This is a genomic window from Chryseobacterium sp. FH2 (genome assembly GCF_001045455.1).
GTDB lineage: Bacteria > Bacteroidota > Bacteroidia > Flavobacteriales > Weeksellaceae > Chryseobacterium.
In genome coordinates, this window is the sequence record NZ_LFNE01000011.1 from 16,366 (window position 1) to 33,031 (window position 16,666).

The 16,666-nt window shown below is 33.8% G+C and carries 9 protein-coding genes; 4 read left to right on the top strand and 5 right to left on the bottom strand.

Annotation, left to right across the window (positions count from 1 at the left end; genetic code table 11):
• Positions 1-31: 31 nt before the first annotated feature.
• The 5 genes from topA to ACM39_RS15805 form a co-directional block, all read right to left on the bottom strand.
• Complete coding sequence (topA, locus tag ACM39_RS15785; RefSeq protein ID WP_048512015.1) at positions 32-2,593, bottom strand: type I DNA topoisomerase; 2,562 nt, start codon at positions 2,591-2,593, stop codon at positions 32-34.
• 282 nt (positions 2,594-2,875) lie between these two features.
• Complete coding sequence (locus ACM39_RS15790; protein ID WP_048512016.1) at positions 2,876-6,370, bottom strand: T9SS type A sorting domain-containing protein; 3,495 nt, start codon at positions 6,368-6,370, stop codon at positions 2,876-2,878.
• A gap of 333 nt (positions 6,371-6,703) precedes the next feature.
• Complete coding sequence (locus ACM39_RS15795; protein WP_048512017.1) at positions 6,704-7,984, bottom strand: hypothetical protein; 1,281 nt, start codon at positions 7,982-7,984, stop codon at positions 6,704-6,706.
• Position 7,985: 1 nt separating this feature from the next.
• On the bottom strand, positions 7,986-8,909 hold the full coding sequence (locus ACM39_RS15800) for a glycosyltransferase family 2 protein (protein WP_228377129.1): 924 nt from the start codon (positions 8,907-8,909) through the stop codon (positions 7,986-7,988).
• Positions 8,910-9,171: 262 nt separating this feature from the next.
• Entirely contained in the window at positions 9,172-10,308 is a 1,137-nt protein-coding gene (locus ACM39_RS15805) for an EpsG family protein (protein WP_048512018.1), read from the bottom strand.
• A 173-nt stretch (positions 10,309-10,481) separates the two neighbouring features.
• Between ACM39_RS15805 and ACM39_RS15810 the strand changes: the two genes are divergently transcribed.
• Genes ACM39_RS15810 through ACM39_RS15825 form a run of 4 tightly spaced genes read left to right on the top strand, consistent with a single transcriptional unit; the run spans position 10,482 to position 16,664 of the window.
• The gene (locus ACM39_RS15810; RefSeq protein ID WP_048512019.1) at positions 10,482-14,135 is read left to right on the top strand and encodes an MMPL family transporter; all 3,654 of its coding nucleotides are present in this window, start codon (positions 10,482-10,484) and stop codon (positions 14,133-14,135) included.
• Positions 14,136-14,177: 42 nt separating this feature from the next.
• Positions 14,178-15,092 carry a hypothetical protein gene (locus tag ACM39_RS15815; RefSeq protein ID WP_048512020.1) on the top strand — a complete coding sequence of 305 codons (915 nt, stop codon included), beginning with the start codon at positions 14,178-14,180 and terminating at the stop codon, positions 15,090-15,092.
• A gap of 1 nt (position 15,093) precedes the next feature.
• Positions 15,094-16,233: a beta-ketoacyl-ACP synthase III gene (locus ACM39_RS15820; RefSeq protein WP_048512021.1), complete on the top strand. Its 1,140-nt coding sequence runs from the start codon at positions 15,094-15,096 to the stop codon at positions 16,231-16,233.
• The gene (locus ACM39_RS15825) at positions 16,233-16,664 is read left to right on the top strand and encodes a hypothetical protein (protein ID WP_048512022.1); all 432 of its coding nucleotides are present in this window, start codon (positions 16,233-16,235) and stop codon (positions 16,662-16,664) included. The genes ACM39_RS15820 and ACM39_RS15825 overlap by 1 nt, the downstream gene beginning before the upstream one ends.
• Positions 16,665-16,666 lie beyond the last annotated feature (2 nt).

The window sequence follows — 16,666 nt, forward strand, 5'->3', positions numbered from 1 at the left end:
ACAGGTCTAATACAGAAACGCTAACAATTTATTATTTCTTTTTTGCCGGAGCTTTTTTCGCTGTTGTCGTCTTTTTTGCCGTTGTTGTTTTTTTAGCTGCAGGCTTTTTCTTTTCTACAAAAGCATTTTTATCCTGAGCAGTAATCCATTTCTTGACTTCATCAAGAGAAATATCTTTTAACTCTTCCGCATCATATTTTGTATCATCATTTTTCTTTGGAATTTTAAACATCGCTTTTCCAAATTTGATGAATGGCCCCCATCTTCCGTTTTCAATGGAAATTTTTTCTTTTTCCCACTGTTGGATATATCTGTTTGCCTCTTTTTCTAATTTAGCATCAATTAATTCATTAATATCACTTTGAGAAAGATTATCAAAATTATATCTCTTCGGAACGTTGATGAAAATACTTTGATATTTGATAAAAGGCCCAAATCTTCCTGTTCCTTTTGTTACAGGCTCACCTTTGTATGTTGCAATCGGTGCGTCTGCCTTTTTCTTTTCATTGATGATTTCCTCGGCACGTTTTTGATCTACGGAAAGAGGATCTTCACCTTTTGGAATGCTGATAAAAGTTTCTCCCCATTTCACATAAGGGCCAAATCTTCCAACACCTACAGAAACAGGCTGCCCATCAAACTCATTTAAATCAAAAGGTAATTTGAAAAGCTCCATTGCTTCTTCAAAAGTGATGGTTGCGATATTTTGCCCGGTCATTAACGATGCAAAAACCGGTTTTTCCTCATCCTCCGTTTCTCCAATCTGAATCATGGCACCAAATCTACCGATTCTTGCATGAACATTTTTACCTGTTTTAGGGTCAACCCCTAAAAGCCTATCTCCTGTGGCCCTGTCTGCATTTTCTTCTACATCTTCAATTCTCGGATGGAATTTAGAATAAAAATTTGTCATCATTTCCTTCCACTGCTGGTCACCGTTTGCAATTTCGTCAAAGCTTTCTTCTACTCTTGCTGTGAAACCGTAATCTAAAATTTCTTTAAAATTATCTGTCAGGAAATCACTTACTACCTCACCAGTATCTGTTGGGATAAATTTATTTTTATCTCCACCAAATTTTTCAACAAGAATTTCTTTTTTTATTTTATCCTTCGTTAAAGACATTTTAATCACCTCCCGAGTTTGCGGATCAATCTCACGCTTATCAACATATTCACGGTTTTGAATCGTCTGAATTGTTGGTGCGTAAGTTGATGGGCGACCAATTCCCAATTCTTCAAGCTTTCTTACCAAACCGGCTTCTGTATATCTAGCGCTTGGTCTTGTAAATTTTTCTGTTGCTGTGATTTTTTTGTATTCTAATGTTTCTCCGACACTTACTTTTGGAAGTAATTTTTCGTTGTTCTCTTCGTCATCATCTTCTGTCTTAACAATTCCGTAAGCTTTTAAGAAACCATCAAAAATGATAACCTCTCCCTGTGCTTCAAAATTCTGTGGTAATTTGGCATTACCTATTTCAATCACGGTCTTCTCAATTTTAGCATTTGCCATCTGAGAAGCCAGTGTTCTTCTATAAATTAACTGATATAATCTATTTAATTGAGCATCGCCAATGCTTGTTACTGCAAAATCAGTCGGACGAATAGCTTCGTGAGCTTCCTGTGCCGATGCCGATTTGGTTGTATAATTTCTTGGTGAAGAATATTCAGCGCCATATTCTGAAATGATTTGTTTCTTTGCCCCTTCAATAGCTTCCTGAGAGAGATTTACCGAGTCTGTTCTCATATAGGTAATATACCCTTCTTCATACAGCCTCTGGGCAAGACGCATGGTGTTGGTAACATTATATCCTAATCTTGAAGAAGCCTCCTGCTGTAACGTAGAAGTTGTAAAAGGTGCAGAAGCAGAACGTGTTCCCGGTCTGGTTTCAACATTAAGAACTTTGAATTCTGCAGTTTTTGCCAACTCTAAGAATTTTTCTGCATCTTCTTCTTTTTCGAAGTCTTTTTTTAGTTTGGCAGCAATTTCCTGCTCTGTTTTATTTAAGAAAATCCCGTCAAGTTTGAAACTTGCTTTCGGTATAAACTCGCGTATTTCTTTTTCTCTTTCAACAATTAATCTTACGGCAACCGACTGTACTCTGCCTGCCGATAATCCCGGTTTTACTTTTTTCCAAAGAACGGGAGACATTTCGAAACCTACGATTCTGTCTAAAACTCTTCTTGCCTGCTGTGCATTTACTAAGTTTTGATCGATATCTCTGGGATTATCAATCGCTTTTAGAATGGCATTTTTAGTAATCTCATGGAAAACGATTCTTTTCCTGTTTTCGGGCTTTAGCTTTAGCTCGTCCGCCAAGTGCCATGCAATAGCTTCTCCCTCGCGGTCTTCATCGGAAGCTAACCAAACCATTTCGGCTTTTTTCACAGCAGCTTTCAGCTCTGTTACCAATTTCTTTTTGTCGGCAGAAACTTCGTAATCGGGGCTGAATGTAGTAAGGTCAATTCCCATTCCTTTTTTAGGTAAATCTCTGATGTGTCCGAAGCTTGATTTTACTTCAAAATCTTTTCCTAAATATTTCTGAATAGTTTTGGCCTTAGCTGGTGACTCTACGATTACTAAATTTTTCGACATTCTAAAAATTTTTGCAAAAGTAAAGCTTTTTTATTATATAGGTTTTGTAATATCAGTTTAATTTAAAAATCTCCCTTATTTGATTAAAACTCCCTGAGAAAAAATTAAAAGAACTAAAACCTTCGCACAGAGCCCTTTAACACTAAAAATACGGAGTATTAGTATTGTTTATATTTTATAGATATAGAATTTTTCTTCAATTGTAATAGATAAGGTTTGTAGTAAAACAAAAAAAGAGATGGGATGCTTAGCCGTCCACCTCTTTACCTTATCATTTAACAGCTATTGTTTTATAATTTTCCCTATTATTTCAGAATTTACTCTTATGAGGTAAACCCCGGGAACCAACGATGACAGGTCTGTCTGCCCATTTTTGAATTCACCCGATTTCACAACCTGTCCTGACATATTATAAACCTGATAAAAATATCCTTTCTCTTCAGGAGCTTTGATGTGAAGAACATCTTTTACCGGATTCGGGAATATAGAAATTTTATTTTCCTTAATTTTTTCCATAACCTCAGCTTTACTTAAAGGAGAAGAGGCTTTTGTCGCAGGAAGTGTTGTAATTTGTAATTTAGGAATTGGCCCGCTTTCGTTATTACCTGTTTCGTATTTTACTTTCACACAACGACAACTCATCGCAAAGTAAGGATCGTTGTTATCATAATAAGCAGTCATCTTATTTGCTGTCGCAGCAGCATCAAAAATAACATTTACAGGTCTTCCCAGATAATTTGAGTTCAAAGCGTCTGTCCAAATTCCCGGAAACTGAAAATTTATCACATTAAATGTTCCCTGCGGAGATTGATTACTTATCACACCTCTGGTTCCTCTGGACCCAGCATTCGGGTAATTACCAACACGATAAGAAGGATCATTATATATATATCCAATGGTTGTCGCCGTACTATTCCTTACTCTTAAGCCCAAATAATCATTAAGAATACTCCATGCACTTGCTGCATTTTTATCTTTTTTATACCATGGTGAGTGACCGAAGTCTTTATTTGAAATAATAGAAACACTCGTCACATCCGGAATCCTCCAGCCTTCAGGACATGGGTCAAAAGGGGATTTTTCGCCCCCTCTCCCCCATCTGTCATAAGCCAAATTAGGCTCTGTTGCCAGCCAGTCTGTACCATTAGTATAAAGAGGCTGAGCGCTATTGTAAGAGGAAAAAGTACTCGGAACCATATAAACCAAAGGATTTCTCACTGAATACGATAATACTTTCGCCACTTTTTCAGAAGGTTTATCTGTTGGTAAAATATTTGAATTTACAGCATTAGCATACATATTATAGGGAACAATATAACTTCCCGACAAATTATTGTAAGCCGCATAGGTAAGTGTGGTATAAGTAACCGTTCCATTAGCCGTTACGCTACCTAAAAATACATTGCTTGAACTTCTATTATCTACATTTTGCAAAACAGGAAGCGGATCCTTTCTTCCCCACTGATAATGGAGACCTCCGGAAGCTCTGATTTGTAACAGCTCCGCAGCATTTGGAGTCAGTGGATTGATTACAGTCGGGAAAGCATCTGTTGCCCCAAGATTTCTATCCATAAACTCCGTTTGCAATGGCGAATATCCTTTCTCTATGTAATTCACATAATTCGTAACATTTGAAAGCGGAAGCTCTGTTGTATAATGATAAGATGCAACGGGAGTATCTGTCACCCAAATATGCCACGACCAATACACAGGATTTGTAATACTTCCGTTATGAAGTGTAATTACAGCATTTCCGCTTTGGTTTGGATTAATCAATACCGATATTTTAGAATTGAGAAGATCTTGCAATGAACTTGGTGAAGCATTAATAATATTCACTTTATTTATCATGTTTGAATTTGTTGTCCAAAGTACATTTGCTTTTAAACTATTAAAACTTGCAGAATTTAATATATTTTGGTTATTAAGAATCTGACTCTGAACTGAAAAAGCTTTACTTACAGGAATTTCAATAGTTGATCCTGCGGAGTTCTTCACAATCTGATACGTATTGGGGTTATTAATTCCTTCTCTATATTCTAAAATAGGAGCTAAATACTCTGTAGGAAAATCATAATTATCAATAATATATAAGGGATCTTTAATACATCTGCATCCGTTTGCATCTGAAGTCCCTGAAGCCATTAAAGGCATATAAAAATATCTTCCTTTTACATTCGGCAGGCCTGCATCCGGAACATCCGGCTGATCTTTGTCTGGTATCATCCATAACATTCTTGCGCTTACAGCAGGAGAAGCGTCAAAATGTCTGGGCATTGTAGCTGTCCACAATCCTGTATGATGTGCATCACTATATTGGCCTTCATGGGCACTCCTGACCAACTGCCCTGTCCCCGGATAGATTCCCATATTATTTCCGCCAACATTTGATAAATCAAATCCAAAATTAGAATATACCCTAAATCCCGTCATGTAAGCCGGCACGCCTGAATCAGTCGGTTTAATTATATAATATTTATTAGATTCAAAGATATTTTTTCCAATACTCGTTCTTACACTGAAAGGAGAATAATCAATTCTGATATCATCAATATACGAGGTAGAACCCAGATTTGCTACCAAGACTGATGGAATACGCCAACCATTCGGACATGGATCATAGGCTGATTTATCCCTGTAAGGATTTGAGTTTGCATCTGCGTTGTAATTAGCTGTTATAATTTTCCCCTGAGCATTATCAGACCATAAATTAAGCTCTCCGAGCTGATGATCAGGCAGTGCAGAAGAGCGGCCGAACCAATTGACGGGCAAATTCGAGTTGTTATTATAATAAGCCTGGCCTGAATTGTCATCTTTATTTACATAAATAAGACTTAATGGATTTTTAATCGCAAGCTTAATATTGTTTTCTATAAAAGCGCTTGACAAAGGCACATACTTCGTAAGATTGTCAATAGTAAAAGCTCCGGACATATTTTTTGCACCTCTGTGACGAACTCTTCCTATCGTACCGCTTACTTCATAAAAATCATCTGATTTTGTTATTAATGGCGGGATTGGATCTTTTCTCCCCCATTGGTAAAGCAGTCCTCCACTTCTGCTCCACTCCGAAGATGTCATAGAGCTGCTTATGGCTCCAAGATTTCTATCCATCCATTTCCATTCAGAATCAGGGATTACTTCTATTGTTCCGTCATTTCTTTGTCTTTTAACATTTGCATAGCTTTTATAAGAAGGCCCGTTTGCAGGATCATCAGTCACCCAAATATGCCAGCTCCAATATACTTCACCATTTACTTTTAACACAACAACAGCATTTCCTTCTCTGGTCTTATTTATAGGAACTCTGATTTTGGCATTTGCTCCCGAATCTACTAATTCTAAAGAATAAGAAGCACCTGTTTTTATCAATCCGTGAACATCTTCCCACAAAACCTCAGCAACAGCTTTACCCATCGGAATACCGGACGCACCCAGCATCTTCTCCTGCTCCCACATGACATAAGCTTTTTTTACAGGAATATACAAGCCTTCATTACCCTGAGAAGGATCAAAAATATAGCTATTAGGAGCCTTCGTCCAATCCGGAGCAGCCGATTGTCCTCTTTTTTGGTTTAATTTTGGAATATTATTTACAGACGTTGGTTTTACCATTGTATTATCAAAAAACATATTCTTTTTTGGATAGGAATTCCTGATTAAAGAATCTGAATGCGTGAGCTGTAATTGGTTTTTATATACTTTTAAATTCTTAGAATAAATACCGATCGAGACTAGGCAAAAAATTGCCACTAAATTTTTTACTGACTTTTTCATACTCTTGAATTTTGCGCTCTTTATCAAAATACAACATTTACGCCCTTAGTAATAAAACTTTATTTATTATATAAATTGTAAATAGATAAACAAATTATACAAATAAAAAAACATTTATAATTAATTACAAGTACGAATAGTTTATTTCAAAACACAAGCATTGCAAAAATAAAAGAATATTGGACTGTTTTTTATTACTATAATCAATATAAACGAATATTAATAATAGAAAATTAATAGATAAAATAAATCCATATTGAATCAATAAAAAAAAAGACAACATATAAATGCTGTCTTTTTTATCATTTAAAGAGATCTTTAACTCCAAAAATATTATTTATGTTTCAATTCATTTCTTTTAATATTTTTTAACAGGAAAGCCATTGTCAAAGATATTAATACTATTACCAATATCATAAATGGACAATACCATATAAAAAAATCAATATGCGGATGAATATGTGCATGCTCCTTAAACAAAATAAGCCAACTGAGCGGAGCTGTTATCGAAAACCAGGTGGTAATAACTAATCTTCTGTCAATATTTTTTACATACAAAAATACAGAACAAACAATACCCAAGAAAATAATAACAATAAAAGGCATTTTTACAAAATCTTCATTTACGAATGAGCCTCCAATATACCTGAGAAGTATATCCAAATGATACTGCTTCAGAGTATTCAGATAAGCGTATTCTCCATTATATGAATATTCTCCGTTAGCCCTTCTTGCATAGGCATCTACAAGGTGAGCAATTCCATCTTTAAAATTACCCGTTAAGATGTTAAATTGAAATAATTGAAATGAAATTGTGAGTATAAACGGAAGTATGACAATTAAAAAATGCCTTCCTATAAAATTCAAATAAAACGATCTTTTATTTTCGAATAAATAATAGATATATGGAATAGCAGAAGATATTAAGAATACTGTAATAAATTCAAATCCGGTGAACCAAAACTTAATAAAAAATAACAGCGATGATACAATTACATATTTTTTAATGCTATAATTTTCTTTATTTTGTTCAAAAAAGAACATAGAATAAACAAAAGGCAAGAAATAAACCCAGTTGCACCACCAGGTACTTTTCCCGTATAAAAATATCCAATAATTTAAAATTAAAATCAAGAAAGAGATTATAGTTGTCAGTAATCCGAATTTTCTTTTTACCCAAATCATAAATAAAGTTAACAAAACACTTAACGCTAATGAGTTTAGCATTCTAAAAATAGTTATACTGACTTTATTATCTAAGTTGAAAATTTTATCAAAAACGCTGTACAATATAGCCTGACCTCCAATTTGAGATTTATAAGCCCAATAATAATATTTTCTGGGATGCTCGTTATTGATATACTTGGCATAAGATTTTCTTCCGGCAATACCCCTGTTAGAGAAATCCCGATCAACATAAAAAACGCCTGTAAAACCTCCGTCTTCAAATATTCCACCCTGTTGAGAGTTTAACAGTTTCCCAATGACTAGTGTCTCAGATACTTCAACTAAACTGTAATCAAACCTTTCCTTTGGAATAAGATGAAACAAATTAAACTGACTATTACAAAACAATAAAATAGCAAAAAGAAGGAAAATCAATCTATTCTTCATGTCATTTTGTACTATTATACCTTACCTTAAAGTTCTTTTTATCAATTATACTGATATTATCCAGAATAAGGCCGGTCATAAAAGAAAGCAGAGATACAATGACCAACATTATCGAAAATATAAGAGTCGGAACTTTATATACATATTTATATTCAAAGTACTCTTTGATAGGAACAATCATAAATAAGAGACCAATAACGAATAACACACCAGCCACTGCACCGAAAAACAATAAAGGTTTATAAAGCCTTACCAGATTAAAGAAAAGTTTGATAACTTTAAATCCGTCGGTAAAAGTATTTAGTTTTGATTCACTGCCTTCCGGTCTGTCTCTATAATTTATTGAATATTCTTCTATTGACAAGCCGTTATGAAGAGAATAAATTGAAAGGTCTGTTTCTAACTCAAAGCCTTTTATAGTGCTGGCATAATTTTTCACAAATTTTCTTGAAAAAATTCTATAACCAGATAAGATATCTTTCAATTCTGATCCAAAAAATACATTAATGAGACTTCTTACCAGATTATTTCCGAAATTGTGAAAAGCTCTTTTGTTTTCTTTTTTGTAACTGTTATTAGATAATCTATCTCCTACAAGCATATCACAATTGTTCTCAATAAACTGATTCACCATCTCCTGAACACAGTCTACCGGATAGGTATCATCCCCATCAATCATAATATAAATATCAGCATCTATTTCGCGAAACATTTTGAAAACAACGTTTGCTTTTCCCTGTCTTCTTTCATGCCGGACAATTGCACCCGCTTCCTTTGCAATATCAGATGTCCCGTCTTTTGAATTATTATCATAGACAAAAATTTCTGCTTCAGGAAGAAAAGTTTTAAAATCCTTTACAACTTTCCCAATCGTCAGAGCTTCATTATAACAGGGGACAAGTACGGCTATTTTAGGATACATCATTAGCGATAAAATTTTCTATTTGATAGTAATCCAATTTGTTGAGAGACCTGCAAAAACAGACAAGCCGTTTCTGCAAAAATGCTTTTTTCTTCATCATGAGTATATAAATTTTTGACAAAAATAATAAAAAACTGCAGATAGTCTTTTAAATTAACATAAATAAAAAAACTGCCCCAAAAATTTGGGGCAATATAAAATTTAGAGAAAATTATTAATGAAGTTGAATATAGTTTCTATGTATGCTGTCATTTAAGTATTATGATTAGGGGAGTAGAAAGTTTTGGTAAAGATCAATTGTAAATTTACCCGCAGTAATATTTCTAAAGCTGGAAAAAACCAAGAAATTAAATACAACCAAAAATATTATAAATGCATAAATAAGCGTTTTACTGGTTTTTGAGACCACATACATTGCATTTGGAATTATTAAAAATCCAAAACCGGTAAATGCACCCACCAGTCTCGAGGAGAAAACCGGGTTATTCCTGAATATAAAATAAAAACAAATCCCGACAAGTGCATAGTTTCTTTGATATTCATAATACGGATATTTCTCTTTCAGCTTGGTATCATAGAAAAACAGGAAAAACGTAAGAATTGCGGTCATTACTTCAGGAATACCTATTCCTCCATTAAGCCTTTCTGCACTTTCCTCCATATAGGCATTAAAACCGCCAATGACCGTGCTATCAGAAGCAATACCGTCCAAAAAGCTGCCAAAAACCCTATACACCTCAAAAGGTGATAAAAATATAGATACTACAATTGCACCAAGCATAATTGCTTTATTTACAGGAATACGGGCCACCCAATACATAGGTAAAACAGCATAACATACATTATGAATTCCCCCCGCTAAATAAATACATAAAAGATAATAAAACAGCTTTCTCTCCTTGATAAACCTTACAGCATAGTATACTATAAAAATTCCTAAATTCTGTCTCATCTGCCCACATTCTCCAATAAAAAAGCCGGGTATGAACATAAACAAAATGAAGGTAAAGGGATAAAACGTATTATCTTCCACATACCTCATCTTAAAGAATATTGCTAATACAGCCACTACAAACGTAAGCATGTAAAAGGGGGCATTAAAAATATTAAGCAAAATTTTATTGATAAGGATATACAGCCATTCTACAGCTATAGGCTGCGGGCTATCAAGATGTAACCCCTTTAAAATAATACTGAAATAATCAATGGTATCAGAATACACATATATTCCCCTATAACTACCATAATCAGGGCCCGCATCACGAAAACCCGCCACAAGAATCATAAAGCCTCCAAGGAAATACAGGTATTTTCTATCTACCTTTCCTCTAAATACTTCTTGGTAACTAAATATAACTAGGAAAAAGATTATTATCAGAAAATATGGGTGTAGTAAACTCATTATCTAGGTGTATGAATTTTTATAATTTTTTTTCATCTGTCGGAACTTTGCAAAAGTAGAATATTTTTTCATTTTCGTCAGAATATTTTGTTGATTTTCAATGAAAACTTATTATTAAATGTTTTGAACTAATACTTAAAAAATTAAATTTGCAAACTTGATTTTATAATGCAATGCATCATTTCTTTATATTTTTATATTATTTAATTTCCAAAAACAGGCTTCTTTCTGCATGTATTGCAGTGGGAATTGCTCTTTTGTGCGGGTTTTTTGCTTCAAAAATAAATTTTGAGGAAGATATCAACCAGATAATTCCTAAAAATGAAAAGTCTGATCTTACTGCCAAAGTTTTGAAACAGCTCAACTTCTCAGATAAAATCATTGTTATCATTGAAAATAAATCCAAAGAGGATAATTTTCAGCTTTCGGAAACTGCAGATGCTTTTTTAATTCAAATAGAACCTTTACAAAAATATATCGGCTCTATTCAGGGAAAAATAAATGATAACGAAATTTCAGAAACCTTCGATTTTGTCAATCAAAACCTTCCTTTATTCTTAGATGAAAACGATTACAAGGAAATTGAAAGAAAACTTCAGATAGACAGCATTGCAAAACAGGTGGAAAACAATTACATTTCTTTAGCTTCACCCACAAGTTTGGTCACAAAAGACTTCATAAAGAAAGATCCGCTGGGAATCACTTTTTTAGGAATCAAAAAGCTGAACGCTTTAAATATCAGTAAAGATTTCAAGCTTGAAGACAATTATATCGTTACTAAAAACGGGAAAAACCTGCTTCTATTTATTGAACCAAAAAATAAAAGCAACGACACAAAAAATAACGAAGTATTTGTTAATCAATTAAATGAAATAAAAGATAATCTCAACAAACAATTCAAAGGAAAAACCGAAGTCAGTTATTTTGGCTCGCCTGTCATTGCTGTTGCAAATGCTCAGCAAATCAAAAAAGATATCCAAAATACAGTCATGATTTCCATGACGGTACTTTTGATTTTGCTGATTTATTATTTCAGAAACTTTTTTACACCAATCATTGTTTTTCTTCCGACCGTATTTTCAGTTTTACTGGCTTTGTTGATTTTATATTTTATTAAAGACAAAATTTCTGCAATCTCATTGAGTGTAGGAGCTATTTTAATAGGAATTACGATTGATTACGCCCTGCATATTCTTACCCATTATAAGCACAATAATAATATTGAAGAGCTTTATAAGGAAATCACACAGCCTATCATTTTAAGTAGTGCGACGACTGCTGTTTCTTTCTTATGCCTTATTTTTGTTCGCTCAGAAGCATTGAAAGATTTAGGACTTTTTGCAGCAATTACGGTTATTTTATCTTCTATTACAGCATTGATTATTGTTCCTCAACTATATAAACCCAAGCAAAAGGAACATGATTTAAATACCAATTTCATAGACAGAATCGGTTCTTATCCGTACGAGAAAAACAAACCTTTAATTATTGGCTGCTCTATCATTATTATTGCCTGCCTTTTCGGTTTTAGACACGTTGGATTTAATGAAGATATTGGGGATTTAAATTACATTCCGAAAGATTTGAAAATAAGTGAGGCAAAACTTGAAAAACTTTCAGACATCACTTCAAAATCCATTTACACCATTTCTTATGGAAATTCCGAAAATGAAGCGCTGACAAGAAACTCTCAACTGAGCAATTTCCTTGAAAAAGAAAAAAAAGACGGAAAAATTTTAAGTTACAACTCTCTTGGAAATGTGGTTTTATCTGAAAAAGATCAACAAAAGAAAATTAAGGAATGGAATGCATTCTGGAACAGCAATAAAAAGAACCAAACTATTTCCGAACTAATCAATAACGGGAATAAATTTGGCTTCAACGGTTCTGCATTCGACCAATTCAATGAAAATTTAAATAAAAACTATTCTACTTTAAGCTTAAAAGACTACAAAAAAATAAAAGCTTTACAGATTTCAGAATTTTTAAGTCAGGAAAACGGTTTTTATACCGTTTCGAATGTTGTGAAAGTAGACGAAAAGAAAAGGGATACTTTCATCAAAGATGTTGAGAAAAAACATGATGCTTTGGCTATCGACCGCCAACAAATGAATGAAAATTTTTTAGGCTTGTTAAAAAGAGATTTTAATACATTGATTAATTATTCTCTTCTGGCAATTGTTTTGACGATAATTGTTTTCTTTAGAAATTTTGAACTGACAGTTCTTACCATGTTTCCCATTGTGTTAACGGGAGTAGTGACGGCAGGAATTTTATATTTTTTAGGTTTAGAATTAAATATTTTCAGTACCGTTGTTTGTACATTGGTTTTCGGGGTTGGAGATGATTTCAGTATTTTCCTGACAAAAGCAATGCAGAAAGAGCACACTACAGGGAAAAATGAACTTCCCACATACAGAACATCTATCATTTTAGCAGTTTTCACAACAATTCTTTCCATCGGTTCTTTGATTTTCGCGAAACATCCGGCACTGCATTCTTTAGCATTAGTTGCATTAATAGGAATGCTCTCCGTAATTATCATCACTTCAACTTTGTATCCGTTTTGGTTTAGATTGTTAATTACAAACAGAGCAAAAAAAGGACTTTCACCAATAACGTTCAGATTATTTATGCGTTCAATTCTATCATTTTTGTATTATGGATTGGGCGGATTATTTTTCTCTTTCTTCGGGCACTTTTTTGTACGAAAGGCAAAAGGAAAGACGTTGGATAACATTAAGAAATTTATTGCATTATTTTTAAAATCTGTTTTACATGTTACACCATTTGTAAAGAAGACAGTCATTAAAAATCCGAATGAAGATTTCAGCAAACCTTCTGTCATCATTGCCAATCACACCTCTTTTCTGGATACTTTAGCGCTTGCGATGGCAACACACAAGATTGTCTATTTGGTGAATGACTGGGTCTATGATTCCCCGGTTTTCGGAAAACTGGTAAAAGCCTTAGGCTTTTTCCCCGTTTCTCATGGTATTGAAAACGGAATGGAAAAACTGAAAGAAAAAATAGCAGAAGGCTACTCATTAATGGTATTTCCGGAAGCTGAACGTTCTTATACTAATAATGTAAAAAGGTTTCACAAGGGAGCATTTTATATTGCAGAACAATTCGGATTAGATGTTGTTCCGGTTTACATTCATGGAAATTCCGAAGTTTTGCCTAAAGGTGATTTTATAATCTATGACGGAAGCATTACCGTAAAAGTTGGTGACAGAATCAGTAAAAATGATATGAATTTTGGGGAAAATTATTCCGAAAGAACTAAAAAAATTAATGCCTATTTCAGAGAGCAGTTTGCGAAGCTGAGAAACGAAATTGAAAACGAAAATTATTTTAAAAACAAATTATTTTTAAGCTTTTTATATAAGGAAACTGAAGTTGTAAAAGAATTAAAAGACGATTTCAATAAAAACAAATCTGTTTATTTTGAGCTGAATAAACAGATTGCAGATGATGCAGTGATTTTACATATTGCTGATGATTTTGGGCAAAAAGATGTTTTGCTTACCCTTCAGCAGGCAAGTAGAAAAATTTTCAGTTTAATCAATAATAAAGAAAAAAGAGAAGTCGCTGAACAAAGTTATTTGGTAAAAAGAAGAAAGATCAATTACATCAATGATATTTCGGAAGTAAATAAAAAAATAAATGTGCTTTTAATTTCTGACGAAAACTTTAATCTAAATAATATCACAGGCCTGCCGGAAACTATCATTTTTGTTAACAGAAAAAATAATTTATTAGACAATACTAATTTTACCCTAAAGTTTAGTTCTGAATCATTAAAAATATTTAGTTCTAAATAATAAATATGAAAAGCATATTTTTGTAAACGCTAAAAAATAGTAATGAAAAAAAATATACTCGTTATATATTATTCACAAACCGGTCAATTGGAAGATATTGTAAGGAATGTCACCCTGCCTTTTGAAGAAAAAAAGGACGAATACGATGTTACTTATTATAATATCCGGCTAAAACAAGATTTTCCTTTTCCCTGGCCGAATGATGTTTTTTTTAACACATTTCCGGAATCTTATCTTCAGATTCCGAGCGAAATATTGCCTCCGTCCGAAGAGGTACTGGGTAAAAAGTATGACCTTATTATTTTTGGGTATCAGGTCTGGTATTTAACGCCATCTATCCCGATTATCTCATTCTTAAAAAGCGGCTATGCTGAGAAAATAATGAAAGACACACAAGTTGTTACCATTTCTGCAACAAGAAATATGTGGATGCTCTCTCAGGAAAAGCTAAAAGTTTATCTAAAAAACATGAATGCCAAACTTGTAGGAAACATTGCTTTGGTAGACAGGCACGATAATTACACGAGTGTACTGACCGTTATTCGGTGGATGATTGGCGGACAAAAAGAAAAATCAGGACTACTTCCTGCAGCCGGAGTTTCAGATGAAGAAATTAATGGTTCGGTAAAATATGGCGAAATTATTGAAAGACATTTCAATAATAATGACATAGAAAACCTTCAGTCTGATTTGGTAAAAAACGGAGCTATAGAAATCAGGCCTTTCCTGGTAAGAGTAGAAAAAGTAGGAAATAAAATTTTCACTATTTGGTCAAATCTTATCATAAAGAAAAAAGAGAAGCGCCCATTGCTTATCAAATTGTTTAAGGTATATTTGATGGCAGCGATTTGGATTATATCACCAATAGTACTGGTTTTACACTTGCTGACAACACCAATTTTTTGGTTCAAAAGAAAAAAACAGAGAGAATATTTACAAGGAATTAATTTAAAATAGAATGTACGACGTATTTATAACAAAAGCATCAAAATACTTACCCAATGAGCCGGTTTCTAATGATGAAATGGAAACGTATCTTGGTTATATAAATGACGCAAAATCTAAAGCAAAGTCTATTATTTTAAGAAACAACAAAATCACGACAAGATATTACGCTTTAGACAAAGAAGGAAACCCAACGCATACAAACGCTCAGCTTACAGCAAAAGCTATTGAAGGGCTTTTTGACGAAAATTTCAAAAAAGAAGACCTGAAGTTGTTATCTGTGGGGACTACTTCTCCCGACCAGATTCAGCCTTCACACGCTTCCATGGTTCATGGTGAATTAAACATCGGAAAATCTATTGAAATTAATACCGCAACAGGTCTTTGTAATTCGGGAATGAATGCTCTTAACTACGGATTTCTTTCCATCAGAGCAGGAGTTCAGGAAACTGCTGTTTGTGCAGGCTCTGAAAGGATGTCCGCCTGGATGACAGCTGATAAATTCAACCACGAAGCTGAGAATTTAATTTTATTGGAAGAAAGGCCGATCATCGCCTTCAAAAGAGAATTCTTAAGATGGATGCTTTCCGACGGAGCAGGTGCTTTTTTACTGGAAAACAAGCCAAGAGAAAACGGAACCAATCTAAAAGTAGAATGGATAGATTTTTATTCTTACGCTCACGAAATCGAAGCTTGTATGTACGCAGGCTGTGAAAAACAAGAAGACGGAAGCTTAAAATCCTGGGCTGATTATCCATCTGATGAATGGTTGAAACAATCAATTTTTGCATTGAAACAAGACACTAAAATTTTAGATAAATATATTTTGGTAAAAGGTGCAGAAAGTTTAAGGTCTTCTTTTGACAAGCATCATCTTGACCCGGAAACCGTTGACCATGTTTTAGCTCATATTTCTTCCGGTTATTTTAAAGAAGGTCTGAAAAACGAATTTGCTAATGTAGGATTGGATTTCCCTTGGGAAAAATGGTACTACAACCTTTCTGAAATAGGAAACATCGGCGCAGGCTCTATTTTTGTGGCTTTAGAAGAGCTAATGAATTCAGGAAAGCTGAAAAAGGGAGAAAAAGTACTTCTTTGTGTCCCTGAAAGCGGGAGATTTGCTTATTCTTGTGCTTTATTAACGGTTTGCTAATGGAAAACAAATTGCCTACCTCTGATCAACATTTTGTCGAAAGCTTAATTCCGCAAAGATTTCCTTTTGTAATGGTAAACAGTATTACAGACTATTCTGAAAATCAACTGATTTCAGGACTTGAGATAAAAGAGGAAAATATTTTTGTTCAGAATGGAGTTTTTCAGGCTTCCGGTTTGGTAGAACATCAGGCTCAAAGCGTTGCTTTACACACCGGCTACCAATATTATTTATTAGGGAAAAAAGCTCCGACAGGATATATTGGTGCCATTAAATCTTTTGATGCAGAAACATTACCAAAAGTTGGAGATAGATTGGAAACAGAAGTTACCATTCTGAGTGAAATAATGGGAGTAACATTGGTAGACGCCGTTACGAAATTAAATGATGAGGTTATTGCAAGCTCTCAAATGAAAACTGTTGTAAAATAAAT

Bases quoted from the DNA above. Each gene is read 5' to 3' on its own strand.
- ACM39_RS15815 (WP_048512020.1), top strand. From the start codon at position 14,178: ATGAAAAAAAATATACTCGTTATATATTATTCACAAACCGGTCAATTG.
- ACM39_RS15800 (WP_228377129.1), bottom strand. From the start codon at position 8,909: ATGATGTATCCTAAAATAGCCGTACTTGTCCCCTGTTATAATGAAGCT.
- topA (WP_048512015.1), bottom strand. From the start codon at position 2,593: ATGTCGAAAAATTTAGTAATCGTAGAGTCACCAGCTAAGGCCAAAACT.
- ACM39_RS15795 (WP_048512017.1), bottom strand. From the start codon at position 7,984: ATGAAGAATAGATTGATTTTCCTTCTTTTTGCTATTTTATTGTTTTGT.
- ACM39_RS15805 (WP_048512018.1), bottom strand. From the start codon at position 10,308: ATGAGTTTACTACACCCATATTTTCTGATAATAATCTTTTTCCTAGTT.
- ACM39_RS15810 (WP_048512019.1), top strand. From the start codon at position 10,482: ATGCATCATTTCTTTATATTTTTATATTATTTAATTTCCAAAAACAGG.
- ACM39_RS15790 (WP_048512016.1), bottom strand. From the start codon at position 6,370: ATGAAAAAGTCAGTAAAAAATTTAGTGGCAATTTTTTGCCTAGTCTCG.
- ACM39_RS15825 (WP_048512022.1), top strand. From the start codon at position 16,233: ATGGAAAACAAATTGCCTACCTCTGATCAACATTTTGTCGAAAGCTTA.
- ACM39_RS15820 (WP_048512021.1), top strand. From the start codon at position 15,094: ATGTACGACGTATTTATAACAAAAGCATCAAAATACTTACCCAATGAG.